The sequence below is a fragment of the Microbacterium sp. A93 genome, from assembly GCF_051842835.1.
In genome coordinates, this window is the sequence record NZ_JBPXMT010000005.1 from 437,859 (window position 1) to 460,225 (window position 22,367).

General features: G+C 64.5%; 20 protein-coding genes, 1 tRNA gene and 1 rRNA gene. 7 read left to right on the top strand and 15 right to left on the bottom strand.

All coding sequences use genetic code 11. The features are described from left to right. Positions 1 to 14 precede the first annotated feature (14 nt). Both trhO and ACSU1G_RS15545 read right to left on the bottom strand, forming a co-directional pair. On the bottom strand, positions 15 to 908 hold the full coding sequence (gene trhO / locus ACSU1G_RS15540; RefSeq protein WP_439280859.1) for an oxygen-dependent tRNA uridine(34) hydroxylase TrhO: 894 nt from the start codon (positions 906 to 908) through the stop codon (positions 15 to 17). Between the two features lie 41 nt (positions 909 to 949). After that, positions 950 to 2,152 carry an LCP family protein gene (locus ACSU1G_RS15545; protein ID WP_439280860.1) on the bottom strand — a complete coding sequence of 401 codons (1,203 nt, stop codon included), beginning with the start codon at positions 2,150 to 2,152 and terminating at the stop codon, positions 950 to 952. 124 nt (positions 2,153 to 2,276) lie between these two features. Here ACSU1G_RS15545 and ACSU1G_RS15550 point away from each other — a divergent pair. Further along, positions 2,277 to 2,361, top strand: a tRNA-Ser gene (locus tag ACSU1G_RS15550). A 65-nt stretch (positions 2,362 to 2,426) separates the two neighbouring features. Here ACSU1G_RS15550 and ACSU1G_RS15555 read toward each other — a convergent pair. From ACSU1G_RS15555 to ACSU1G_RS15590, 8 genes are all read right to left on the bottom strand, one after another. Beyond that, positions 2,427 to 3,041 (bottom strand): GNAT family N-acetyltransferase, encoded by a 615-nt coding sequence (locus tag ACSU1G_RS15555; protein WP_439280861.1) that lies wholly within the window; start codon positions 3,039 to 3,041, stop codon positions 2,427 to 2,429. Beyond that, positions 3,038 to 3,664, bottom strand: a complete 627-nt coding sequence (locus ACSU1G_RS15560) for a phosphatase PAP2 family protein (RefSeq protein WP_439280862.1) — start codon at positions 3,662 to 3,664, stop codon at positions 3,038 to 3,040. Before ACSU1G_RS15560 ends, ACSU1G_RS15555 begins: the two co-directional genes overlap by 4 nt. Positions 3,665 to 3,697: 33 nt before the next feature. Further along, positions 3,698 to 4,927 (bottom strand): multidrug effflux MFS transporter, encoded by a 1,230-nt coding sequence (locus ACSU1G_RS15565; RefSeq protein WP_439280894.1) that lies wholly within the window; start codon positions 4,925 to 4,927, stop codon positions 3,698 to 3,700. Between the two features lie 245 nt (positions 4,928 to 5,172). Continuing rightward, entirely contained in the window at positions 5,173 to 6,327 is a 1,155-nt protein-coding gene (locus tag ACSU1G_RS15570; RefSeq protein ID WP_439280863.1) for a cystathionine gamma-synthase, read from the bottom strand. A gap of 155 nt (positions 6,328 to 6,482) precedes the next feature. Next, positions 6,483 to 7,862 carry a cystathionine beta-synthase gene (locus ACSU1G_RS15575; RefSeq protein WP_439280864.1) on the bottom strand — a complete coding sequence of 460 codons (1,380 nt, stop codon included), beginning with the start codon at positions 7,860 to 7,862 and terminating at the stop codon, positions 6,483 to 6,485. Between the two features lie 76 nt (positions 7,863 to 7,938). Continuing rightward, positions 7,939 to 8,916: a carbohydrate ABC transporter permease gene (locus ACSU1G_RS15580; RefSeq protein WP_439280865.1), complete on the bottom strand. Its 978-nt coding sequence runs from the start codon at positions 8,914 to 8,916 to the stop codon at positions 7,939 to 7,941. After that, positions 8,913 to 10,052: a carbohydrate ABC transporter permease gene (locus tag ACSU1G_RS15585; RefSeq protein ID WP_439280866.1), complete on the bottom strand. Its 1,140-nt coding sequence runs from the start codon at positions 10,050 to 10,052 to the stop codon at positions 8,913 to 8,915. Before ACSU1G_RS15585 ends, ACSU1G_RS15580 begins: the two co-directional genes overlap by 4 nt. A 101-nt stretch (positions 10,053 to 10,153) precedes the next feature. Further along, complete coding sequence (locus ACSU1G_RS15590) at positions 10,154 to 11,479, bottom strand: ABC transporter substrate-binding protein (protein WP_439280867.1); 1,326 nt, start codon at positions 11,477 to 11,479, stop codon at positions 10,154 to 10,156. Positions 11,480 to 11,746: 267 nt separating this feature from the next. Between ACSU1G_RS15590 and ACSU1G_RS15595 the strand changes: the two genes are divergently transcribed. Then, positions 11,747 to 12,751, top strand: a complete 1,005-nt coding sequence (locus ACSU1G_RS15595) for a LacI family DNA-binding transcriptional regulator (RefSeq protein WP_439280868.1) — start codon at positions 11,747 to 11,749, stop codon at positions 12,749 to 12,751. A 158-nt stretch (positions 12,752 to 12,909) separates the two neighbouring features. Here ACSU1G_RS15595 and rplL read toward each other — a convergent pair whose 3' ends face one another. The 3 genes from rplL to ACSU1G_RS15610 all read right to left on the bottom strand — a co-directional run bounded on the left by rplL (position 12,910) and on the right by ACSU1G_RS15610 (position 15,871). After that, complete coding sequence (gene rplL, locus ACSU1G_RS15600) at positions 12,910 to 13,287, bottom strand: 50S ribosomal protein L7/L12 (RefSeq protein WP_439280869.1); 378 nt, start codon at positions 13,285 to 13,287, stop codon at positions 12,910 to 12,912. 49 nt (positions 13,288 to 13,336) lie between these two features. Next, positions 13,337 to 13,825 carry a 50S ribosomal protein L10 gene (gene rplJ / locus ACSU1G_RS15605; protein ID WP_439280870.1) on the bottom strand — a complete coding sequence of 163 codons (489 nt, stop codon included), beginning with the start codon at positions 13,823 to 13,825 and terminating at the stop codon, positions 13,337 to 13,339. Positions 13,826 to 14,080: 255 nt separating this feature from the next. After that, the gene (locus ACSU1G_RS15610) at positions 14,081 to 15,871 is read right to left on the bottom strand and encodes a glycoside hydrolase family 15 protein (protein ID WP_439280871.1); all 1,791 of its coding nucleotides are present in this window, start codon (positions 15,869 to 15,871) and stop codon (positions 14,081 to 14,083) included. Positions 15,872 to 15,928: 57 nt separating this feature from the next. Here ACSU1G_RS15610 and ACSU1G_RS15615 point away from each other — a divergent pair, with 57 nt between their 5' ends. The 4 genes from ACSU1G_RS15615 (at position 15,929) to ACSU1G_RS15630 (ending at position 20,552) form a co-directional block, all read left to right on the top strand. Continuing rightward, positions 15,929 to 17,293, top strand: a complete 1,365-nt coding sequence (locus ACSU1G_RS15615; protein WP_439280872.1) for a glucose-6-phosphate dehydrogenase — start codon at positions 15,929 to 15,931, stop codon at positions 17,291 to 17,293. A gap of 130 nt (positions 17,294 to 17,423) precedes the next feature. Further along, positions 17,424 to 18,104, top strand: coding sequence for a YqaJ viral recombinase family protein (locus ACSU1G_RS15620; protein WP_439280873.1), 681 nt, complete (start codon positions 17,424 to 17,426; stop codon positions 18,102 to 18,104). Between the two features lie 328 nt (positions 18,105 to 18,432). Further along, positions 18,433 to 20,049 (top strand): MDR family MFS transporter, encoded by a 1,617-nt coding sequence (locus tag ACSU1G_RS15625; protein WP_439280874.1) that lies wholly within the window; start codon positions 18,433 to 18,435, stop codon positions 20,047 to 20,049. Continuing rightward, positions 20,046 to 20,552: a MarR family winged helix-turn-helix transcriptional regulator gene (locus ACSU1G_RS15630; RefSeq protein ID WP_439280875.1), complete on the top strand. Its 507-nt coding sequence runs from the start codon at positions 20,046 to 20,048 to the stop codon at positions 20,550 to 20,552. Before ACSU1G_RS15625 ends, ACSU1G_RS15630 begins: the two co-directional genes overlap by 4 nt. A gap of 2 nt (positions 20,553 to 20,554) precedes the next feature. On the opposite strand, the gene ACSU1G_RS15635 is transcribed toward ACSU1G_RS15630, so the two are convergent. After that, entirely contained in the window at positions 20,555 to 21,442 is an 888-nt protein-coding gene (locus ACSU1G_RS15635) for a LysR family transcriptional regulator ArgP (RefSeq protein ID WP_439280876.1), read from the bottom strand. 70 nt (positions 21,443 to 21,512) lie between these two features. On the opposite strand from ACSU1G_RS15635, the gene ACSU1G_RS15640 reads away from it, so the two are divergent. Continuing rightward, on the top strand, positions 21,513 to 22,139 hold the full coding sequence (locus ACSU1G_RS15640; RefSeq protein WP_439280877.1) for a LysE/ArgO family amino acid transporter: 627 nt from the start codon (positions 21,513 to 21,515) through the stop codon (positions 22,137 to 22,139). Positions 22,140 to 22,282: 143 nt separating this feature from the next. Here the strand turns inward: ACSU1G_RS15640 and rrf are convergent. Continuing rightward, positions 22,283 to 22,367, bottom strand: a 5S ribosomal RNA gene (rrf, locus tag ACSU1G_RS15645); the annotation flags it as partial.

Consider the following 22,367-nt stretch of genomic DNA (forward strand, 5'->3'; position numbering starts at 1 on the left):
GCTGGCCTAGCGTGTCAGCCGACCGCGATGTGCTCTTCGCAGGGCACGGCCTGGCAACTCTCGCAAACGACGAACTCGCGACCGCATGAGAAGTCCGGGCAGTTCGCCGTGCGTTTGGTGCTCGCGCCGCATCCGACGCAGGTGCCGATCACCGCTGAGTGGTCGCTGAAATCGATCGAACCGCGCTTGTCGAAGACGTAGAGCGAGCCCTCCCACAGTCCGCCATCACCGAACTTCTCGCCGTAGCGGACGATGCCACCATCGAGCTGGTAGACCTCGCCGAAGCCGCGTGCGGTCATCAGGCTCGAGAGCACTTCGCAGCGGATGCCACCGGTGCAGTACGTGACGACGGGCTTGCCCTTCAGATCGTCGTACGCGCCGGAATCGAGCAGCTCCACGAAGTCGCGGGTGGTCGCCGTATCTGGCACCACCGCATCCTTGAATCGCCCAATCTCGGCCTCCAGCGCATTGCGACCGTCAAAGAAGACGACGTCATCGCGTGAGCTGACCAGTGCGTGTAGCTCGTCAGGGCTCAGCCGTGTGCCGCCACCCACGACACCGCCCTCATCGACCCGCAGCTCACCGGGGGCCCCGAACGAGACGATCTCGTCTCGCACCTTGACACTGAGCTTGGGAAAGTCGAGGCTGCGCCCGTCGTCATCCAGGCCCGTTCCCTCGCTCCATTTGATGTCGGCATCCTTGAACGCTGGGTAGGAGCGGAAGGAGCGCGACCATTTCTTGAGCGCCGGCAGGTCACCGCCGAGGGTGCCGTTGACGCCGTCCTTCGAGATGATCAGGCGCCCACGCAGACCGAGGGCCTGGCCGAAGTCGCGCTGCCACAGCCGAATCGCCTCCGGATCCGCAAGCGGAGTGAAGGCGTAGAAGAGGATGATCTTGGGAGTTGCCACTCTGCGATTTTACGCGGCTGCCGCTGACCGCCGGCTCAGCGTCAGCGAACTTGGCCGGTCGCGCATCCCTCGGCCTCACCGGTCGTGCCGGTGATCGCCGGCGGGAGCACGGCGGCCCCGTCGACAGGTGCCTCCGTCGCGGGCACCGTCGGATCGGGCGTCTCCGGCACAGGGACATCACCTTCGCCCGCCAACACGAGCGGTTCATTGGCCGCCAGCGCAGCGAACAGCTGGGTAGCCGCGTCCGTGATGGGGATGAGCCTGTTCGGGTTGTCCGGCGCGTCCGCGACGGGGTACTGGACGAAAACGTAGTCACTGAGCGGGATGTCCTTGAGCGCCAGCCCCATCTGCACGAGTGTCACGGGGTTCGTGAGGCTGGTGCTGGGGTCGATGGCCGACAGGATCGTCCGTGCGAGCGTCAGCAGCGTCGACGGGTTGGAGAGCACCTGTTCGCTGGTGACCTTCTTCACGAGGCTCGACATGTAGAGCTGCTGGTTACCAATGCGATCGAGGTCGCTGCCGTTCGCAGTCGACTTACGTGCGCGAAGGAAAGCAAGCGCCTGCGCGCCCTCGAGGGAGTGGATACCGGCGGGAAGATCGATGGTGGAATCGGCATCCCTCATCGGTGTCGCCAGGCATACATCGACGCCGCCGATGGCATTCGTGACGTCGATCACACCGCCCCAGTTGATGGATGCCGCGTACTGGACGTCGACGCCGGTGAGCTGTTCGATCGTCTGGACAGAGCAGTCGAGCCCGCCGAGGCTGAACGCCGAGTTGAGCATCTGCCGGTACTGCGGCGACGTTTCGTTGCCGTTGGCATTCGTGCAGGAGGGTATGTCGACGAGCAGGTCGCGAGGGAAGCTGATCACCGTGACGCGGCGCGGCGGCGCCGAGATGTTCACGAGCATCAGAACGTCGCTGCGCACGCCGTCTTCGGGATTGGCGCACCGGTCACCGAAGAATTCGGCGTACTCGGGTTCGCAGATATCGGTGCCGGCGACGAGGATGTTCGCGCCGACGGTGAGCTCGGCGAAGGCGGGTGGGGCGTCTCCGCTGAGTTCGACGGCGTCGGCTGTGTAGGTGGAGCTCAGATCGATGAACAGCCATGCGCCGATGCCCAGCGCTCCAACCAGTACTGTTGCCAGTCCGACCCCGAGCATCTTGATCAGCTGGCCGCCGGTGGACGGCGTGCCCTGCTGACCGTGACGAGCAATGGTCGCCCGTGTCGCATTTCGCACCATCGGCACAGCATAACTGCGGATGCTGGCGAACTGCTTCGTGCGGCATTCAACGCCGGAATGGGGCACGGAATGGGGCGTGGCACGGGGAGCCTGAAGGATCGGATAGACTGTTCAGGTTGTTCCTGGTGACGTGTCCGAGCGGCCGAAGGAGCACGCTTGGAAAGCGTGTGTTGTGCAAGCAACCGAGGGTTCGAATCCCTCCGTCACCGCCGAGTAAATCCCCGCAGAACCCCCGGTAAGCGAAAGCGTGCCGGGGGTTCTTTGGTTGTATCGGCTACCCGGCGGGGTGAGCACCGAAGCGGACCCCGAAACTCTGGCCGCCTGGATCGGTCGGAAGGTGCTGCATGCCGAGTCGTTCATAGAACGCGGCCGCGCCGAGGTTGGCCGGGTCCATGCCCAGGTGCAGCCCCGTCACGCCACGTCCCTGCAACTCAGCGAACAGCGTCTGGATCAGCTGGCGCCCCAGCCCTTGCCCCTGCGTCTCGGGCAGCAGATCGATGTGCAGGTGCGCGGGGTACTCCCCCCCGTTCTGGTTCCGACCTGGCCCGCGCGTGTATGCGCCGTCGATCATCTCTGCTTCGCGAGTCTGCGGCTTCTCCAGCCGAGGAAAACGCTCTGCAAACTGCGGCCACCACTCATCGCGAAACCACTGCTCGAAAGCATCCGTATCGTCGGTGGCGACGATGTAGCCGATCACTCGATCGTCGTCCGACTCGACGACCCAGGCGAGATCTGGATGCCGCTCAACGTAGGGCACAGCGAACAACAGACCCCAGAGCTCGTCATCGCTGAAGATTCCCGTCGCATCGCCTCCGGAATCGGCGGTCTTGACACATATCTCGAACATCGCCGGGCGATCATCTTCGCGGTACGGGCGGATGCTTGTCATAGAGATTCCTGTCGATTTCGGGGCTGTCGCACCCACTCCAGCATGAGGCCACCCACCACGAGCGCGGCGCCGGCTCCCACCAGCATCCCGCCGATCGTGTCGGTCAGCCAGTGCACGGAAAGTGCAGTACGAGAGAAGGCCATTGCGAGGGTCCAGAATATCGCGATCAGCACGACCCAGAGCCGCGGGAACAGCAGCGCCGCCAGCATTGCGAGTGTGGCGGCGTTGGCTGTATGCCCCGAAGGGAATGAACCGAAATCGCTGGTGACGAGCATGTCCTCCGGCCGCGCGCGACCGTACAACTGCTTCAACAGCTGGATCGCTGCGACGCTCGCGAGCAGTGTCACGGCGACGAAGACGGCAGCCTTCCAGCGCCGCGCGATCAGTAGAGCGGCAATGATCACCAACGGAATGAGTAAGGTCGCGACCCAGCCGCCTCCGAGATGGTTCATCACGTCAGCGAGGTCGATGAGTAACGGCGAGCGGATGCTGATCATCAGGTCATTCCATCCGACATCCAGAGCACTGGGCAGATCCGGCCCTGCTGCAGTCAACGACGCTCCGAGGGCCATCGCCGCGAGAATCGCGCCGATGCCCCACCAGAGAAGAGCGCGACGAGTCATCCGCCCATTCTGGCTCAGATGACGACGCGAATGCTACGGATTCAGCATCCCGACCGTGCGCGGACGCACGATCAGCCAGAGCGCAAGGATTCCGACGACGGAGCAGCCCACCATCACTGAGGCCATTGTCGTCGCGGTGATTCCCGCGCCAGCGGAGATGATCCCGACCACCGGCGAGATGATCGCCGCGACGCCGTTATTGCACGCGCCGAGAACCGATGCGGCGGTGCCCGCTGCCTTGCCGTGGCGGTCAAGCGCAAGCACCTGCACGCACGGGAACGAGAATCCACACGCGGTCATGAACACGAACAGCGGAATGACCGTGCCCCAGAATCCCAGGCCGAGCTGGTCATTGACGATGATCGCGGCGCCGCTGATCAGCAGCACGGCGGTCGAGAACGCCAGCACCCACTGCGGTCCGAATCGGGCAGCTAGCCGAGATGCGACCTGCACGCCGACCACGACGCCGACCGAGTTGATCGCGAACAGCCAGCCGTACTCCTGCGCGTTCAGCCCGTGAGTCGCCTGGAACAGAAATGGCGATGCCGACAGGTACGAGAACAGGCCCGAGAAGGTCATGGCCCCGATGACCAAAACTCCGACGAAGACGCGATCACTGAAGACGCTGCGGTAACGCTGCCAGATGGTTGTGCTGCCGCGCTCACCCCGTCGAGCCTTCGGCAGAGTCTCCGGAATGAACAGCAGCGCCGAGAGCAGCATGACCGCACCGTAGACCGCGAGCACGATGAAGATGCCGCGCCACGGCATGACGCCCAGCAGCCAGGATCCGATCAGCGGTGCGACAACCGGGGCCACGCCAGAGACCAGTGCGAGCCGTGACAGCATCACCACGAGTCGGCGCCCGCCGAACAGGTCGCGCACAATCGCCATCGCGACCACGCCGCCGGCAGCAGCGCCGATTCCCATCACCACGCGTGCACCGCCCAGCAGCAGCAGATCCGGTGCGATAGCGGCAGCGATACTGGCGAGCACGTGCAGCGCCGTCACGGCGATCAGCGGTATGCGGCGACCGACCTTGTCAGACAGCGGTCCCACGACGAGCTGCCCGAGGGCAAAGCCGATCATGGTGCCGGTGAGCGTCAGTTGGATCGCGGCAGCGGTCGTCTCGAATTCGCTCTCCAGCAACGGGAACGCCGGCAGATACAGGTCGATCGTGAACGGCCCCAACGCCGTGAGCGCTCCGAGCAGAATGATGTACAGCACACGCCGCGAGTGGGAGATCGCATCGCCGGGATGCAACATGATCGGCGCGGTCGCAGGATCTGGTCCCAGTGTGCGGATCGCGCTGGTGGGCGTGCTGGTGCGGATCGTTCCGGTGATCGCGCGGAAGCTACCGGTCGGAGTTCGTTCGAGGTCGGGACGTTCGTCGGGACGTTCGTCGGGACGTTCGTCGGGACGTTCGGGATCGGGCGTGGGCGCCGAGGAAGAGGTTGAATCGTTCAAGATTCCCCAATTGTACGGGCGCGACCTGGGCCGTTGCCGGAGGATCAGCCTGCGATGCGCGCGAGGCCCTGTTCCAGATCGGCGATCAGGTCAGCAATGTCTTCGATACCGACGGACAGACGCACGACATTCTCCGGAACTGCCAGTTCAGTACCGCGCACGGAGGCGTGGGTCATCTCCGGCGGATAGCTGATCAGCGATTCCACGCCGCCCAGCGACTCAGCCAGCTGGAACAGCTCGGTCGACTCGGCGAAGGCACGCGCGGCGTCGTGCCCCGCGGCGAGCGCAAGTGAGAGCATCCCACCGAAGCCGCTCATCTGACGCGCGGCGATCTCATGGCCGGGGTGCGAGGCGAGCCCCGGATAGAAGACCGTCTCGAATTCGGGGCGGGCTTCCGCCCACTCGGCGATGGCCTGCGCGTTCGCGCTGTGTTGCCGCATCCGCACTGCGAGAGTCTTGATGCCGCGCGTGGTGAGCCAGCCGTCGAGCGGAGCCGAGACCGCGCCGACGGCGAACTGCTGGAACTTCACCTGATCGTAGAATCGGTCATCGCCGAAGATTACGGCACCGCCCAGCACATCGGAGTGCCCGCCGAGGTATTTGGTGGTGGAGTGCACGACGAGGTCGGCGCCGAGCGAGAGCGGCAACTGCAGCGCCGGCGAGGCGAAGGTGTTGTCCACCACGACGATGGCGCCGGCGGCATGAGCGATTTCGGCGATCGCGGCGATGTCGACGATCTTCAGCAGCGGGTTGCTCGGCGTCTCGAGCCAGACGATCTTGGTTTCGGGGCGCAGCGCCTGACGGATCGCATCCGCGTTGCCGAGTTCGGCGGTGGTGGTCTCGATGCCCCAGGGTGCGAGCACCTTGGTCAGTAGCCGGTGGGTGCCACCGTAGACGTCGTTGCCGAGCAGCACGTGATCGCCCGGTCGGAGGATGCCGCGCAGCAGTGCGTCCTCAGCCGCCAGGCCCGACGCGAACGAGAGTGCGTGCACACCGCCTTCGAGTGCGGCGAGCTGCGTTTCGAGCGAGTTGCGTGTGGGGTTGCCGGCGCGGTTGTACTCATAGCCTTCGCGGAACACGCCGATGCCGTCCTGCACGTGGGTGGAGGCCTGATAGATCGGCGGGATGATCGCACCGGTGAGTGGATCGGCCTGCTGGCCTGCGTGGATGGCACGGGTAGCGAAAGCATGGTCAGACATGCCCTCACCCTACGCCGCGGCCCCTCCGCGCCCCTCCCTCATTACGCCCCGCGACATCCCCGCCCCTTGCGAGTGGGCGCGCGTGGCTCATTTTCTCGTCGATTTCGAGCCACAACCGGCCACTCGCAAGGGGTGCAAAGGGGTTTGGGGGAAAATTAGCGGGCTAGGTAGGCGATGAGATCTTGGCGGGTGAGCACGGTGTGCGGGCGGCCATCGATCGTGACCAGCAGGGCATCCGCTTCGGCGAGCGCGGCACGGGCCTGGTCGACGGACGCATGGATGCCGATGAGCGGCAGCCGTTCGCCGACATGAGCACCGACAGCATCCGTCGGCTTCGCAACATTGCGAAAGAGCAAATCCAGTAGACCTCGCTCGTCGACGCTGCCCACGACCTCCCCCATCATGACGGGCGGTTCGGCACTGAGTACGACGAGCTGCGAGACGGCGAACTCGGTCATCATGTTGATTGCGTCGAGCACCGTGTCGCTCGGATGCGCGTGCACGAGCTCCGGAATCGATCCGCGCCCCGCGCCCTGGGCCCGCCCCGCCAGCACATCTGCGATCGTCTCCCCTTCCTCGACCTCGCTGAATCCATAGGAGCGCATCCACGAGTCGTTGAAGATCTTCGAGAGGTAGCCGCGGCCACCGTCCGGCAGGAGCACGACCATCACTGCGTCCGCCGGCAGTGTCTGGGCGATCCGTAGCGCGCCGACCACGGCCATGCCACTGGAACCGCCGACGAGGATGGCTTCTTCGCGTGCGAGGCAGCGGGTCATCGCGAACGACTCGGCGTCGTCCACCGCGACGATCTCATGCGGCACCGCAGGATCGTAGGAGCCGGGCCAGATGTCCTCGCCGACGCCTTCAACGAGGTACGGGCGTCCCGTGCCACCCGAGTAGACGCTGCCCTCGGGGTCGACTCCGATGATGCGTACCCGGTCATCGGAGACCTCACGCAGATACCGGCCGGTGCCGCTGATCGTGCCGCCAGTACCGACACCGGCGACGAAATGCGTGACCTGGCCGTCGGTGTCACGCCAGATCTCAGGACCGGTGGTCTCATAGTGGCTGAGCGGACCGTTCGGGTTGTCGTACTGGTTCGGCTTGAACGCCCCTGGAATCTCCTTCACGAGGCGGTCGCTGACGCTGTAATACGACTCGGGGCTGTCGGCGGGCACGGACGTCGGCGTCATGACGATCTCGGCACCATACGCGCGCAACACGTCAATCTTGTCTTCGGCAACCTTGTCCGGCAGCACGAAGAGGCACTTGTAGCCGCGCTGCTGAGCGACCAGCGCGAGCCCGACGCCGGTGTTGCCACTGGTGGGCTCGACGATCGTGCCACCCGGATTCAACTCACCGGATGCCTCGGCCGCGTCGATGATGCGTCGAGCAATACGGTCCTTCGACGAGCCACCGGGGTTCAGGTACTCCAACTTCACGAGCACGGTGCACGCCACGCCCTCGGTCACGTGCTGCAACTTCACCAGGGGTGTGTTGCCGACGAGATCGGCGATGTGCTCCGCGTAGTCCATGCCTCAAGGGTACGGGGCGACGGATGCCGTGTTACCGCGGCATCCGTCGCCCCGTCCCTGCGCCCCACGCGGGCAATTACCCCTTGGTGGACCCTGCCAGCAGGCCTCGCACGAAGTACCGCTGCAGAGCGAAGAACACGATCAGCGGAACGATGATGGACACGAACGCACCAGCGGTGAGGAGGTGCCAGTCGTTGCCTCGGGTTCCGGTGATCTCTGCCAACAGTTTCGTGATGGGAGCCGCCCCACCATCGGCGAATACCAACGCCACCAGTAGGTCGTTCCACACCCACAGGAACTGGAAGATCGCCACGGAGGCGATGGCCGGCATGGTCAGCGGCAGCACGATCCGGAAGAAGATCTGTCCGCGTGATGCACCGTCGACGCGGGCAGCCTCGATGATCTCACCGGGGATCTCCGACATGAAGTTGTGCAGCAGGTAGATCGCCAGTGGCAATGCGAACATCGTGTGCGCGAACCACACCTGCGCGTAGCCACCGGAGGCTCCGAGCGGCAGCGTGATCTGCAGGCCGAAGAAGCTCAGGCCCCGCGAGAACGTGCTCAGCAGTGGCACCAGAGCCATCTGGATGGGCACGATCTGCAGCGCGAAGATGAAGATGAACAGGAAGTTGCGGCCCTTGAAGTCGATCCACGCGAACGCATAGGCCGTCATGGACGCGATCATCAACGGGACGAGCGTCGCCGGAATCGTGATGGCGATCGAGTTCACGAACGACTCGATCATTGTGAGCTGCGTGGTGCCAGACTGCAGCACATCGACGTAATTCTCACCGGTGACCTGCGGGTTCAGGAAGAACTCCCACCAGCCGCTGCTGCTGATCTGGTCACGTGGTCGGAACGACGAGATGAACAGACCGAGCGTGGGGAGCGTCCAGAGGAAGGCAATGACGATGGATGCTGCAGATGCCCACGGCCGTGACAGCTTCTTGCGTGCGCGCGCTGCCGAACTGCTCAGTTTTCCGCCGGTCACGATCGCTCGTGTGCTCCCGGAGATTGGTGCCTTCACGTCGTTGGACTTCATCGTGTCGCTCATCGGATCTCCCGCTGCTTCTGAATCTGTCGTGCGTTGTAGATGACGATCGGCAGCACGAGGATGAACAGGATCACGGCGAGCGCAGCACTGCGCCCCGCCTCGAACTTCGAGAACTGCGTGTACATCTCATTCGCAAGAACCGAGGTCTCGTAGTTTCCGGCGGTCATCGTGCGGACGATGTCGAACACCTTCAGCGAGGCGATCGAGATGGTCGTCAGCACCACGATGAGCGCGGGGCGGATCGCGGGAACAGTAACCGCTGTGAATCGCTGCCACGCGTTCGCGCCATCGAGTTCTGCAGCCTCCAGCAGCTCCATCGGCACACCCTTGATGGATGCCGACAGAATCACCATCGCGAATCCGGTCTGCACCCAGATGAGCACGACGATGAGGAACAGCGTGTTCCATGGCGGATTGAGCAGGAACTGTTGCGGCTCCCCGCCGAACCAGACCAGGAGTTGGTTCAGCAGGCCTATCTGCTCATACTGCGGACCACGGTACTCGTACATGAAACGCCAGATGATGCCGGCACCGACGAACGAAATCGCCATCGGCATGAAGACCAATACCTTGTAGACCTTCTCGCCGCGGGTGCCGTCGATGAAGACGGCGTAGGCGAGACCGACGATGGTGGACACCGTTGGCACGACGAGCACCCAGACGATGGTGTTCACCACGACGCGGATGCCGTCGGGCTGTCCGAAGATCCAGGTGTAGTTCGCGAGGCCGACGAAACTCTTTCCTGAGGAGTTCAAGAAGGATGCGACCATCGTCTGCAGCGACGGCAGGATGAGTCCCACGGTCAGCAGCAGGAATGCCGGAGCCAGGAACGCGACCAGCTGAATGAGATAGCCCTTGCCGGCTCTCGAGCGGTAATCGAGCAGGAAGAACACGGCGCCGACGACAACGGCGACGCCCATCGCCCAGTAGTACGAGCGGAAGAACCACATCACCGCCAGCGGGACGAGTATGCACATCGCAAGACGCGCGACGGTGTACCAGGTACCCGTGCGCGGGGCGATGTCAACAAGAAACAGGATGGCGGCAACTACCACGGCGAAGGCGATGACGACGACCAGCGCCTGCACCACCGACGGCAGCGTGCCGATCCATTGGAAAAAGTCGATCGCGGTCACGGAGTCCCCTTTACAACAGCGTGCAGATCATCATCGGTACACGCGCCGTCGCGTGAACCAGAACTGGCGGGTCGCCCGAAGGCGACCCGCCAGGAGCCGGATCAGCCTGCCGGCCAGCCCGTCTCGATCTGTGCGAGGACCTCGTCGGTCGGCGAGCCGTTGACCCAGGCGACCATGCCCTTCCAGAACGTGCCCGCACCGACAGCACCCGGCATCAGGTCACTGGCGTCAAAGCGGAACGTGGTGTCGGGGTCCTGCAGGATCTTGATGGTTTCCTGCAGGATCGGGTCCTGTGCGTTGGCCGGGTCAAGGCCGTTGTTCGCGGAGGTGACACCGCCCAGGCTCACGCGGCTGTTCGCCCACTCGGGGCTGGACAGGTACGCGAGCACCTTCTGTGTTGCTTCGCTGTCGCTGAACGCGCCGACGATTTCACCGGCACCGGTCACTGCGCTTGCGTCGGCGGTCTCACCCGGCAGCATGAATGCCCAGACGTCGCCGTCTTCTGCGATGTTGGTGCCCTCGGGGAAGAAGCCCGAGAGGAACGATGCCTGGTGCGTCAGTGCGCACGAGCCATCGGCGACCTTCGGGGCGACATCTCCGAACGCTGTCGAGTTGATCGAGCGCGCATCACCGAATCCGGCGTTGACGTTCGCCGGGTTCAACAGGATCGCGCCGACCGAGTCGAATGCGGTCTTGATCTGCGGGTCGGTGAAGGGCACCTCGTTGGTGACCCACTGGTCGTAGACCTCGGGTCCTGCCTGGCGAAGGACGTAGTCCTCGATCCAGTCGGTGCCGGGCCAGCCGGTCGCCGTGCCAGATTCGAAGCCGGCGCACCACGCGGGAGTACCAGTGGCGGCCTGGATCGTCTCGGTGAGAGCGGTCATATCGCCGAGAGTTTCGGGAACTTCTACACCCCACTCGGCGAACTTCGTGGGCGAATACCAGATCCAGCCCTTGACGTTGGCCATCAGTGGCGCGCCGTAGAACGTGCCGTCGTAGGTGCCGTAGTTCACCCAGTCTTCGGTCCAGTACTCGTTGGCGTTCTTCTCCACCTCTTCGGGTGCAGGCAAGAGGAAATCGCGCGACGCAAAGTCTGCGAACAGACCCGGCTGCGGGAAGATTGCGATGTCTGGCGGGTTGCCACCCTGAGCGCGGGTGCCGAGCTGCGTCTCGAAGTCCTGGCTACCCTCGTATTTGATCTCGATGTCGTTCTCTTCGGCCCAGTCGGCCCACGACTCCTGCATGAGTTCAGCTTCGCTGTCGACGATCGTGCCGTAGATGGTGACAGTGTTGCTGCCCGCATCACCGTCGCCGTCGCCTCCGCCGCCCTCGGGCGCACCCGGAGCTCCACATCCTGCAAGCGCGATGCCCGCTGCCCCAAGCAGGGCGAGCGGCGCGAGGCGCCGATAACGCTGTGACAGTGCCATGCGATTTCTCCTCTTCGAGTTCACGTCCCCTGCGCGTGCCGCCACCCAAAGGCGGGCGGATCGGGAACCGCTTCCAGGCCCAACCTACTGGCCTCTCCCGCCCCGGCACAATGGGCATTGATCACAAGCTGACAACCTTTGTCGTCGCATCCGCTGTTTGAATGGGAGCGCTCCCGTGCGATTCCTGTGGAACCGGTTCCGTTCTCTGCCCGATCGGACTACGCTGTGCTCGGGCCCACGGAGCGGCCCTGCCATCAAGGAGGATGCATGAGTACGATCGCGGATGTCGCCGCACGTGCTGGCGTATCCAAGGCGACCGCGAGTCGCGCACTCAGCGGACGTGGCTACGTGGCGGATGAGACGCGCGGGCTCGTCGAAACGGCTGCCGCGGAGTTGTCCTATGTCGCACATTCATCGGCGACCAGCCTTGCCACCGGGCGCACGCAGACCGTGGGCGTCATCGTTCCCAGCCTCGGCCGGTGGTATTTCGCAGAGCTGCTCACCGGCATCCAGGAGTCCCTGCTCGAACACGGTTACGACCTCGCGCTGTACGGCGTCCCTGAACATTCCGCCCCGCGTGACAAGGTCTTCGGTTCTGTGCTGCCACGCAGACGATTCGACGGGATCATCGCCGCCGGCATCCAGCCGAGCGCACACGAACTTGACCGACTGCGCGATCTCGGGCGTCCTTTGGTGAGCGTCGGGCCGTACAACGATGGCACGAGTGCGGTGTCGATCGATGACGCCGCTGCCGCGCGGATCGCGACAGAGCACCTCATCGACGTCGGTCATACCTCGATCGCCTTCATCGGCGGTTCAGCGGACCCGAATGCCCTCGGTTTCGGCGACGCGCGTCGGCTCGATGGCTATCGCGAGGCGATGGATGCCGCAGGCCTCAGCGCGCACATCAGCGTGAGCCCGGCCGCCAGCAGCATGCCGAGCGGCTATGACGCGGCCGTCGATCTCCTCGGCAATCGGCGCACCCGACCGACGGCAGTCGTCGGAGTGTGCGACGAGGCAGCGATCGGTACGATCATCGCCGCGCGACGGCTCGGGATCGCCGTGCCCACCGAACTGAGCGTCGTCGGAATCGATGACCACCAGCATGCGGAGATGTTCGCCCTGACGACGATCCGGCAGCTGCCTCGGGAGCAGGGCAATGAGGCCGTGCGCTTGCTGCTGCATCAGCTCGAGCATCCCGCATCCGCCCCCGTGCACAAGGTCGCGCCGTCTGCCCTAGTGGTGCGCAACTCCTCCGCACCCCCGCGCTAGCCCCTGCCCCGTCGCCCCCGTAACCCCTTGCGAGCGGGCGCTTGTGGCTCATTTTGCGCGAAAAATAGAGCCACGAGCGCCCACTCGCAAGTGTGAAGAGGGGAAGCACGAAGGCCCCGGGCGTGAGCCCGGGGCCTTCGGTGAAGCGGTGAGACGAGTTACTTGAGCGTAACCGTGGCGCCAGCGGCCTCGAGGACCTCCTTGGCCTTCTCAGCGGTCTCCTTGTTAGCGCCCTCAAGGACAGCCTTGGGTGCACCGTCGACGACAGCCTTAGCCTCGCCGAGGCCGAGCGAGGTGAGCTCGCGGACAGCCTTGATGACCTGGATCTTCTTCTCGCCAGCAGCCTCGAGAACGACGTCGAACGAGTCCTTCTCTTCCTCTGCCTCAACAGCGGCACCAGCAGCGCCTGCAGCAGCGGCCGGGGCAGCAGCGGTGACGTCGAACTTCTCCTCGAACGCCTTCACGAACTCGCTGAGCTCGACAAGGGTGAGGTCTGCAAACTGCTCGAGCAGCTGCTCAGTGGTGAGCTTCGCCATGATGTATCTCCTAGATTGGTGGGGTTTGTAGAACGAGAACGCCAGTCGCTTACGCGGCTGCGGCGGTCTCCAGCTTTTCGCGAAGAGCATCGACGGTGGCCGCAGCCTTGGCCATCGTTGCCTTCATCATGCCCGCAGCCTTCGCAAGCAGAACCTCACGGCTCTCCAGCGAGGCGTACATGTTGACCTCGTCGGCGTTGAGAGCATTGCCCTCAAAAACGCCGCCCTTGATCACGAGAAGCGGGTTGGTCTTGGCAAAGTCACGAAGAGCCTTCGCAGTGGCGACGAAGTCACCGTGCACGAACGCAACAGCAGACGGACCCTTGAGGTCGTCATCCAGTGCAGAGATTCCCGCTTTGTTCGCGGCAATCTTGGTCAGCGTGTTCTTCACCACGGCGTACTCAGCGTTCTCACGGATGCTGCTCCGCAGCTCCTTGAGCTGGGCAACCGTCAGACCGCGGTACTCGGTCAGCAGGACGGCGTTCGAGTTCTCGAATGACTTCGTGAGCTCGGCAACCGATGCATCCTTCTGCGCCATGGTCACTCCTTGGTGGGTACGAGATGCCACACGGTGGTGAAGCATCGACCTCGACCACGACTGCAATAGAAAAAGCTCCGGCGCAAGCGCACGGAGCTTTGAAAGATCGTGACACCTGCGCGGGCCCCTGCAATGCAGAGCTTCGATCCTCGTGTTCGCACACGACGACGACCAGCGGTCTTCGGTTGAGCTAACTCTACGGCATCTCCTGCTCCGCCCCAAATCGAGCGGCCTACCGCCGGCAAATCGACGTAGCTACCGCCGGTCTGCGGCGCGGCCGGTGTGGCCGGCGAGAGCATCAGCCGCGCGCACGAGAGTGAGGTGGGAGAACGCCTGCGGCGTATTGCCCGCATGGCGCGCACCCTCGACGTCGTACTCCTCGGAGAGCAGTCCGACATCGTTGGCAAGACCGACCAGCCGATCCATGAGCGCACGCGCGTCATCGATTCGACCGCTCGCCGCATACTGCTCAACGAGCCAGAAACTGCAGGCCAGGAACGGATGCTCGCCGCCTTCCAGTCCGTCTACGCCGGACGAGGTGCGGTATCGCATCAGCAGCCCGTCCCGCACGAGCGTCTGCTCCATCCGCTCGACGGTACGCAGCATCCGCGGATCGTCTGCGGCGCAATACCCGACCTGCGGAAGAGTGAGCAGGGACGCATCCACTTCACCGGAATCGTAGTGCTGCACGAAGTAACCGTCGGGGTGAACGCCTCGCTCGTCGATCTCCGCGCGCAGTCGATCGCACATGTGCGCCCACACTTCCGCGTCACCTGACATGCCGTGCTCGCGGACGGCCCGCACCCCACGATCGAGCGCCGCCCACATCATGACTCGCGAGTGCGTGAAGAACTGCGGCTCTCCGCGGATCTCCCAGATTCCGTTGTCTGGTCGGTCCACGCCTGCGATAACCCGCGCGATCAGCGCACGCTGCAACGGCCACGAGAACTCCGTCTCGTCAAGACCCGCAAGCCGCGCCGCTTCCAGCGCGACGAGTACCTCGCCGATCACATCGGCCTGATACTGATCAACCGCACCGTTACCGATCCGCACCGGCGCGGCACCGTCGTAGCCGGGAAGGCTGCTCAGTTCCCGCTCGGCGAGATCCCGTTCACCGGCGATGCCGTACATGATCTGCACTTCCTCAGGCTCACCGGCCACCGCTCGCAGCAGCCAGCGCCGCCAGTGATGCACTTCCTCAAGGAAGCCGTGCGCGATGAGCGCCTCCAGTGTCAGCGCGGCGTCGCGCAGCCACACGAAGCGGTAGTCCCAGTTGCGAGGGCCGCCGAATTGTTCGGGCAACGACGTCGTGGGCGCGGCCACAATTCCACCGGTGTCACGATTCGTGAGTGCGCGCAGCACGAGAAGCGATCGAACCACGGCGCCGCGGTGCGGCCCCTCGTGCGCGATCGAACTTGCCCAGCCCTGCCACCACGAGCGCGTCCGGGCAATCGCCGGTTCGACGTCCAACGGCACCGGAGCATCCTCAAAGGATGGGAACCAGGCGAGCGTGAGGTCACGGGTCTCCCCCGCGGATATCTCGAACGTCGCGGTATGCGCGTGATCGGATGCCACGAGCGCGACGCCCCGCACGATGACAGCTTCCGGTCCTGCAGTGGCGTGCAGCGCGGGCGCCTCAGGTGTACCCACTTGCCGCACCCAGGGCAGGGCCCGCGCATAGTCGAAGTGCATCCGCAGTTCCGTGGTGAACTCAACGGTGCCGGAGATCCCGACGATCCGACGCACGACGTCGGTGCGATCCTCTGTGATCGCAAGGAAATCCTGCACCTCTGCCACGCCGCTGGCGCTCTCCCAGCGAGTCACGAGGATGAACGTGTCCGGCAGATAATGGCGAGCGACGGTCGCCTCGGCATCCTGCGGGCGGAGCAGCCAGCGCCCGTGTGAAGGATCCCCCAGCAGAGCGCCGAAAACGGAGGGTGCATCAAAGCGCGGCAGGCACAACCAGTCGATACTGCCATCGCGCGACACCAGCGCGGCCGTTCGGCAGTCACTCAACAGTGCGTAGTCCTCGATAGGGGCTGGCATCTGACCGATTCTTGCACGGCGCTGGCCGATATGCACTGATGGGAATACGGTGGGCGCATGGATGCCAAAACCACGCTTGTGATCTTGGGAGCCTCGGGCGACCTCACCGCCCGACTGCTGCTGCCCGCGCTCGGCCAGTTACTCACCACGGAACCCGAGCGTCGCGTGCGACTGATCGGCGCGGGAACCGAAGACTGGAAGGACGACGATCTGCGTGAGGTGGTGCGCACTTCGTTCGCATCTTCGGATGCTGAAACCGCCACCGACTGCGTCACCGTGGAGTACCGCCAGGCCGACATCACTCAGGCAGACGATCTGGCGGCGCTGTTGCAGGGACTCGAAGGACAGGTCGCCATCTACTTCGCTGTGCCACCGGCAGTGGCGGCCGCCGCCTGCGAAGCCCTCACCCCAGAGATGCTGCCGGATGGCACGATGCTGGCGCTGGAAAAGCCGTTCGGCACGGATGAAGCCAGCGCGCGCACACTTAATGCACGCTTGGCTCAGCTCGTGCCGGAGCGGCAGATATTCCGCGTCGATCACTTCCTGGGCAAGTCCACCACGCTGAACCTGCTCGGCGCGCGTTTCGCGAATCGGCTCCTCGAGCCGCTCTGGTCGGCGGAAAGCATCGAATCCGTCGCCATCGTCTACGACGAGAAGCTCGGGCTGGAGGGTCGCGCCGGCTACTACGACGGCGCTGGTGCCTTCATCGACATGGTCCAGAGCCACCTGCTGCAGGTGATGGCGGTGCTCGCCATGGAACAGCCGGCAACCCTGGGCGAAGCCGACTTCCGCGAGGCGACCTCTGCTGTCCTGCGGGCGACTTCGGTCTGGGATGACGACCCGGTGTCGTCTTCTCGACGTGCGCGGTATACGGCGGGCAGTGTCGACGGCGTCGCGAAGCCGTCGTATGTCGACGAGCCGGGAGTTACTCCTGATCGCAAGACTGAGACGCTCGCCGAGGCGACGTTCGAGGTGTGCAACGCCCGCTGGGCTGGCGTTCCGTTCAGCATGCGTTCCGGCAAGGCGCTGAGTGATCCGGCAAGAGAGATCATCGTCACGTTCCGCGCCGTGCGCCATGTTCCCGTCGGACTCACCGGCTCCTCAGCCGGCGCGATCCTGAGGTTTTCGCTGGCGCCGGATCGGATGTCGTTGGAGCTCAACCTGAACGGCGCCGACGATCCGTTCGTGCTCGAGCGGGCCACTCTATCGGCAGACCTCGGTGCGGGCGAACTGCTGGCCTACGCGGAGGTGCTCTCCGGCATCCTCGATGCTGACCCGATGCTCTCGGTGCGCGGCGACGCTGCGGAACAGTGTTGGCGGATCGTCCAGCCGGTCAGCGATTCCTGGGCGCGCGATGAGGTGCCACTTGAGGAGTACGCCGCAGGTTCTGCTGGCCCGTCTGGCTGGCCGACGAGGCGCTGAGCGACAGCCTCCTGCCGCGCTCGTGCGGCGCCGGCGCGGCGCTCGGTGCGGCGCTCGTTCGGCGCTCGTACTCCCCCGGGTGCGGCGCGGCAGGGCGGGTGACGTCATCGGCTCGGGGTAGCCTCGAATAGTGAATCCGGAACTTCAGGCTCGAATCGTCGCGGACTCCCGCGACCGTGTCGCCTGGCTCCGAGCACGAGCGCGTGGCATCACTGCGACCGATGTCGCAGGGCTCACGAGCGAGAACTCCATCAAGCGCGCGGCGGACGCGAAACTTGGCGGCGGTCCACGCTTCGGCGGCAACGCCTATACCGACCATGGACGTCGGCGCGAGCCGGAGATCGCCGCATGGGTGGCTGCGACGCACGGCATCCAGCCTTCGTCGGCACTGTTCCGCGCGGAAGCAGAGCACCGACATTTGGCCACGCCGGACGGTGTCGTGCAGAGCGGTGACGGCCGCATCCTCCTCGCCGAGATCAAGACGACCAACAAGAACTGGCGCACGATCCCCCGCACGTACCTGCGACAGGTGTGGTGGCAGCAGCACGTGCTCGGAGCCGAGCGCACCCTGTTCATCTGGGAAGAGCACGACAACTTCCGCCCGATTCATGACGAGCCGCGATGCGTGTGGATCGACCGCGACGACCGCGAGATCGGCACGCTCGTCGGGCTCGCGACGCGCCTGATCGATGAGCTTTATCACCGCACCACGGGGCAACCACCGCCAAGCGCTGACACCGTCAACGGCGCCAGCCGGCGCGACGCCCTCCGCGAGCGCGACGCCTTCCGCGCACTCGCCCTGACCGACTAAGTCGGGCCCCGCCGGCCTCGGCCCGCCCTCACCGGCCCCACACCGGCACCTGCCCCGCCGCACCTGCACACCTGCAGGGCCGAAGCACGGATGCAGGGGCATCCCTCGGCGTTTCCCCGTACATCCGTACGATCGCCCTGCAAGTGTGCCCGCAGATCCCGACCCGATCCCGAACCGGCACTTAGTTGACAGATGTCAACATCCGAACTATCGTTGACGTTTATCAACTTTTGCGCGCCATGGCCGTCGCGCCACTCACTTTTCAGGTTCAATTCGAAAGGTGCGCATGAGCGCTCAAAAACCTTCCACGTCCGCAACTGCGACCCGAATGACACACCGACAGGTGCTTCAGGCGCTGTCGGGCCTGCTGCTGGCGATGTTCTGCTCGATGGTCTCCACGACCGTCGTCAGCACCTCCCTGCCGATCATCGTTCCCGAGCTCGGCGGATCGCAGACTTCGTACACCTGGGTCGTCACGATGACCCTGCTCACCACGGCGATCTCCACACCCATCTGGGGCAAGCTCGCCGATCTCGTCAACCGCAAGAACCTGATGATCATCGCACTGACGATCTTTGTCCTCGCGAGTGCCGGCGCCGGGCTCTCGCAGAACACCGAAGTGCTCATCATGTTCCGCGGGCTCCAGGGCCTCGGTGGCGGTGGCCTTGCGGCCCTCAGCCAGGTGCTGATGGCAGACATCCTTTCGCCCCGTGAGCGTGGCAAATACATGGGCCTGTTCGCGGGCGTCATGGCGATCGCCACCGTTGGCGGACCACTGCTCGGCGGCGTGCTCACTGACAGCGTCGGCTGGCGCTGGAACTTCTACGTCGGCGTGCCGCTCGGCATCATCGCGATCATCGTGCTGATTCGCACACTGAAGATCGATCAGACCCGCGTAGGAAAAGTCCGCATCGACTACTTCGGCATCGTGCTGTTGTCGGTCGCCGCTGGTTTCCTGCTGGTATGGGTATCCAACGTCGCCACTTACGGCTGGCTCAGCTGGGAGACGCTGGCGATGGTCGGCACCGCTGTGATCGCTACGGCGCTCTTCATCGTCGTCGAGCTCAAGGTCGCTGAGCCCCTCATCCCGCTCACGCTTTTCCGCAACCGCACCTTCACACTGTCCGTCCTCGCATCGATCTCGATCGGTGTCGCGATGTTCGGCACCTCGGTGTACCTCGCTCAGTACATGCAGATCTCCCGTGGCTACGGACCGACTGAGGCGGGCCTGCTGACCATTCCGATGGCAGCCGGCATGCTCATCTCCTCGACGATCATCGGCCAGCTCGTCACCCGTACGGGAAAATGGAAGAGCTTCCTCGTCACCGGTGCGGTTCTCATGATCGCCGGAACTTCGCTGCTGTCCACACTGGAATACGACACCTCCCTGTGGCTCGTCGGTATCTACATGTTCCTGCTCGGCGCCGGAACCGGCATGACCATGCAGAACCTCGTACTCATCGTGCAGAACACCACGGCACCGCAGGAGATCGGCGTGGCCAGCTCTGGCGTCAACTTCTTCCGCACCGTCGGCGGCACGACGGGTGTCGCCGTGATGGGTTCCGTGCTCGGTGCGAGTATGGCGCAGCAGCTGACCGACCGCGCAAAGGAGGTAGCTGCCGCACTCGCCTCGCTCGGAGACGAAGGCAAGGCGATCGCCGCGCAGCTCGCGTCCGGTGCACTGCCCACCACCCGTGACATGCCGGAGGCGATCCGCCTCATCATCGAGGATGCTTCTGCGCAAGCAATCTCGCATGCATTCCTCATCGGGGTGCCGCTCGCCGTGCTCAGTCTGATCGCGATCGTGTTCCTGCCGAACAAGCCGCTGATCAAACAGAACAACATCGAACGAGTGCGCGAGCAGCGACGCGAGAACGAGCTCGCCGTCGCCACGGCGGAGACCGGCTCGATTCCGGTATACCGTTCGGGCGGCGACGACTCATGACCACTGCAATCGACAACGCCTCGAGCGCGGCCGCGGACAACTCCTCCATCCCCGTGCTCGAGGAAGAACGCGTCACTGCGATCACCGCGCTGGAATCCGAATTCGGCGAGCTCATCACGCACTTCCGTCGGGTCGTGATGGACAACGCGAATCGCCTCAGCCCTGGCATGCTCCCCGGCGCCTATAAGACCTTCACCACGATCGTGCGCTACGAGTCGAGCACCGCGTCCACGCTTACCGACGTACTGCAGATGGACAAGGGGCAGCTCAGCCGCACCGTGCGTGAGCTCGAAGAGCTCGGACTCATCCAGCGCACACCGGATCCGGCCGATCGCCGCTCTATGCTGCTCTCCGCGACCGAGGATGGGCTCACCCGGCTCGCAGTGGCACGGCGCCCGCAAGAGGGAGCAATGCTGCGCCGCCTGGCGGACTGGGAGCTGGATGACATCTCGACGCTCACGGCTCTCCTGCACCGGCTCATCACAGTGACGCGCGAGGCCTGAGCTCAGTCGAGCACACGCTCCGCTTCCTCGGCGACTTCGCGCGCGATGGCGTCGAGGAGGTGTGAGCGCAGGTTCCATTGCTGCCAGTAGAGCGGCACTCGAACAGGCTCCCCGCCGAGCGGAACGAGCGCCCCGGAATCCACCGCACTCGCCGCCTGCTCCCAGGGAAGCATTCCCCAGCCGAGGCCGAGGATGACAGCCTGGGCGAAGTCGTGCGATGCCGGAACGTAGTGGCGTGGGATGCCGTGCTCGGAGACTCCCTGCGATGTGAGCCACACATGCTGCAGCGTGTCGCGCCTGTCGAAATCTACGAAGGGCGCATGCCGGAGCGCCTCCGCACCAGCGCCGTTCGGGAACCAACGCTGAGCGAACTCCGCGTTGGCAACCGCCTCGTAGCGGAACACTCCCAAGCGCGTGACAGAACAGCCAGAGACCGGGGTGGCCTCCGAGGTCACCGCTGCCATCACCTCACCCGACTCCAGCAGGCGTGCAGTGAAGTTCTGATCATCGCGATGCAGGTCGAAGTCGATGTCGTGCCGAGCCGAAAGACGGGCGAGCGGCGCCAGGAACCAGGTGGCCATCGAATCGGCGTTCACCGCGAGAGGAACGTTCACACGCCCGCCGCCCGCGTCGAGCCCCAACGCTGTCAGAGCTTCATGCTCGAGGAGCGCAACCTGGCGTGCCATCCGAACCACTGCCTCCCCCGCTGCTGTCGCAGTTGCCGGCTTGGAGCGGACGATGAGTACCTGCCCGAGCTGCTGCTCAAGCGACTTGAGTCGTTGGCTGACAGCCGACGGGGTGATGCTCAGTCCTCGAGCGGCCGCGTCAAGGCTTCCGCCGTCGACGATCGCGGCAACCGTCAACGCAAGCTCAGCGGATATTCCTGCCATATAAGGAACACTAATGCTTCGTAAGTTCTGATCGCTGGATCTTACGTCTGCCAAACCGTAGCGTCGGAGAGTGCTCTCCTTCTTTGCCGGCCTCGGGCTCGGCCTGTCCCTCATTGTCGCGATCGGCGCGCAGAACGTCTACGTGTTGCGTCAGGGCATCCGGCGACGCCACGTCATCGCCGTGGTCGCGATCTGCGCTTTGTCGGATGCCGTGCTCATCATCGCCGGCGTTGCCGGCCTCGGATATCTGCTGGAGTCGATGCCGTGGCTTATCAATGCGGCCCGAGTACTGGGCGCTGTCTTCTTGTTCGGATACGGCGCACTCGCCGCACGTCGAGCGCTTCGCCCTGGCGGGGATGCTCTTCGAGCAGATGAGGGAGCAGACCGCACCGTCACGTCGGCGCTCCTCCCGGTGATCCTCACTGCGTTGGCGCTCACCTGGCTGAACCCGCATGTCTACCTCGACACAGTCCTGCTGCTCGGTTCGATCGCAGCCACCCACGGCGAGACGCGCTGGTTCTTCGCCGCAGGGGCGGTACTCGCCAGTGCGGTCTGGTTTACCGCGCTCGGTTTCGGCGCACGCTACCTCGGCCGCTGGCTGGACACACCGCGCTCATGGCGCATCCTCGACGCACTGATCGCCGTCGTGATGATCGCACTCGCAGTGAGCCTGGTGCTTCCGGTGATCACGGGGTGATGAAGAAAGCACGTTAACGCAGAAGAGCCACCCCGACTGGGGTGGCTCTTTCTCTGCGAACAAAATGCATTGCAAAGCAAAGCAAAGCAATACACAATGCAAAATGGCCACCCAGCTTTGGGTGGCCATTTTGTCTAAAAGAAGTCCGGCGGTGTCCTACTCTCCCACAGGGTCCCCCCTGCAGTACCATCGGCGCTGTGAGGCTTAGCTTCCGGGTTCGGAATGTAA

Coding starts and splice junctions, on each gene's coding strand:
- ACSU1G_RS15545 (WP_439280860.1), bottom strand. CDS start 2,152: ATGGTGCGAAATGCGACACGGGCGACCATTGCTCGTCACGGTCAGCAG.
- ACSU1G_RS15555 (WP_439280861.1), bottom strand. CDS start 3,041: ATGACAAGCATCCGCCCGTACCGCGAAGATGATCGCCCGGCGATGTTC.
- ACSU1G_RS15560 (WP_439280862.1), bottom strand. CDS start 3,664: ATGACTCGTCGCGCTCTTCTCTGGTGGGGCATCGGCGCGATTCTCGCG.
- ACSU1G_RS15565 (WP_439280894.1), bottom strand. CDS start 4,927: ATGTTGCATCCCGGCGATGCGATCTCCCACTCGCGGCGTGTGCTGTAC.
- ACSU1G_RS15570 (WP_439280863.1), bottom strand. CDS start 6,327: ATGTCTGACCATGCTTTCGCTACCCGTGCCATCCACGCAGGCCAGCAG.
- ACSU1G_RS15575 (WP_439280864.1), bottom strand. CDS start 7,862: ATGGACTACGCGGAGCACATCGCCGATCTCGTCGGCAACACACCCCTG.
- ACSU1G_RS15580 (WP_439280865.1), bottom strand. CDS start 8,916: ATGAGCGACACGATGAAGTCCAACGACGTGAAGGCACCAATCTCCGGG.
- ACSU1G_RS15590 (WP_439280867.1), bottom strand. CDS start 11,479: ATGGCACTGTCACAGCGTTATCGGCGCCTCGCGCCGCTCGCCCTGCTT.
- ACSU1G_RS15595 (WP_439280868.1), top strand. CDS start 11,747: ATGAGTACGATCGCGGATGTCGCCGCACGTGCTGGCGTATCCAAGGCG.
- rplL (WP_439280869.1), bottom strand. CDS start 13,287: ATGGCGAAGCTCACCACTGAGCAGCTGCTCGAGCAGTTTGCAGACCTC.
- rplJ (WP_439280870.1), bottom strand. CDS start 13,825: ATGGCGCAGAAGGATGCATCGGTTGCCGAGCTCACGAAGTCATTCGAG.
- ACSU1G_RS15610 (WP_439280871.1), bottom strand. CDS start 15,871: ATGCCAGCCCCTATCGAGGACTACGCACTGTTGAGTGACTGCCGAACG.
- ACSU1G_RS15615 (WP_439280872.1), top strand. CDS start 15,929: ATGGATGCCAAAACCACGCTTGTGATCTTGGGAGCCTCGGGCGACCTC.
- ACSU1G_RS15625 (WP_439280874.1), top strand. CDS start 18,433: ATGACACACCGACAGGTGCTTCAGGCGCTGTCGGGCCTGCTGCTGGCG.
- ACSU1G_RS15630 (WP_439280875.1), top strand. CDS start 20,046: ATGACCACTGCAATCGACAACGCCTCGAGCGCGGCCGCGGACAACTCC.
- ACSU1G_RS15635 (WP_439280876.1), bottom strand. CDS start 21,442: ATGGCAGGAATATCCGCTGAGCTTGCGTTGACGGTTGCCGCGATCGTC.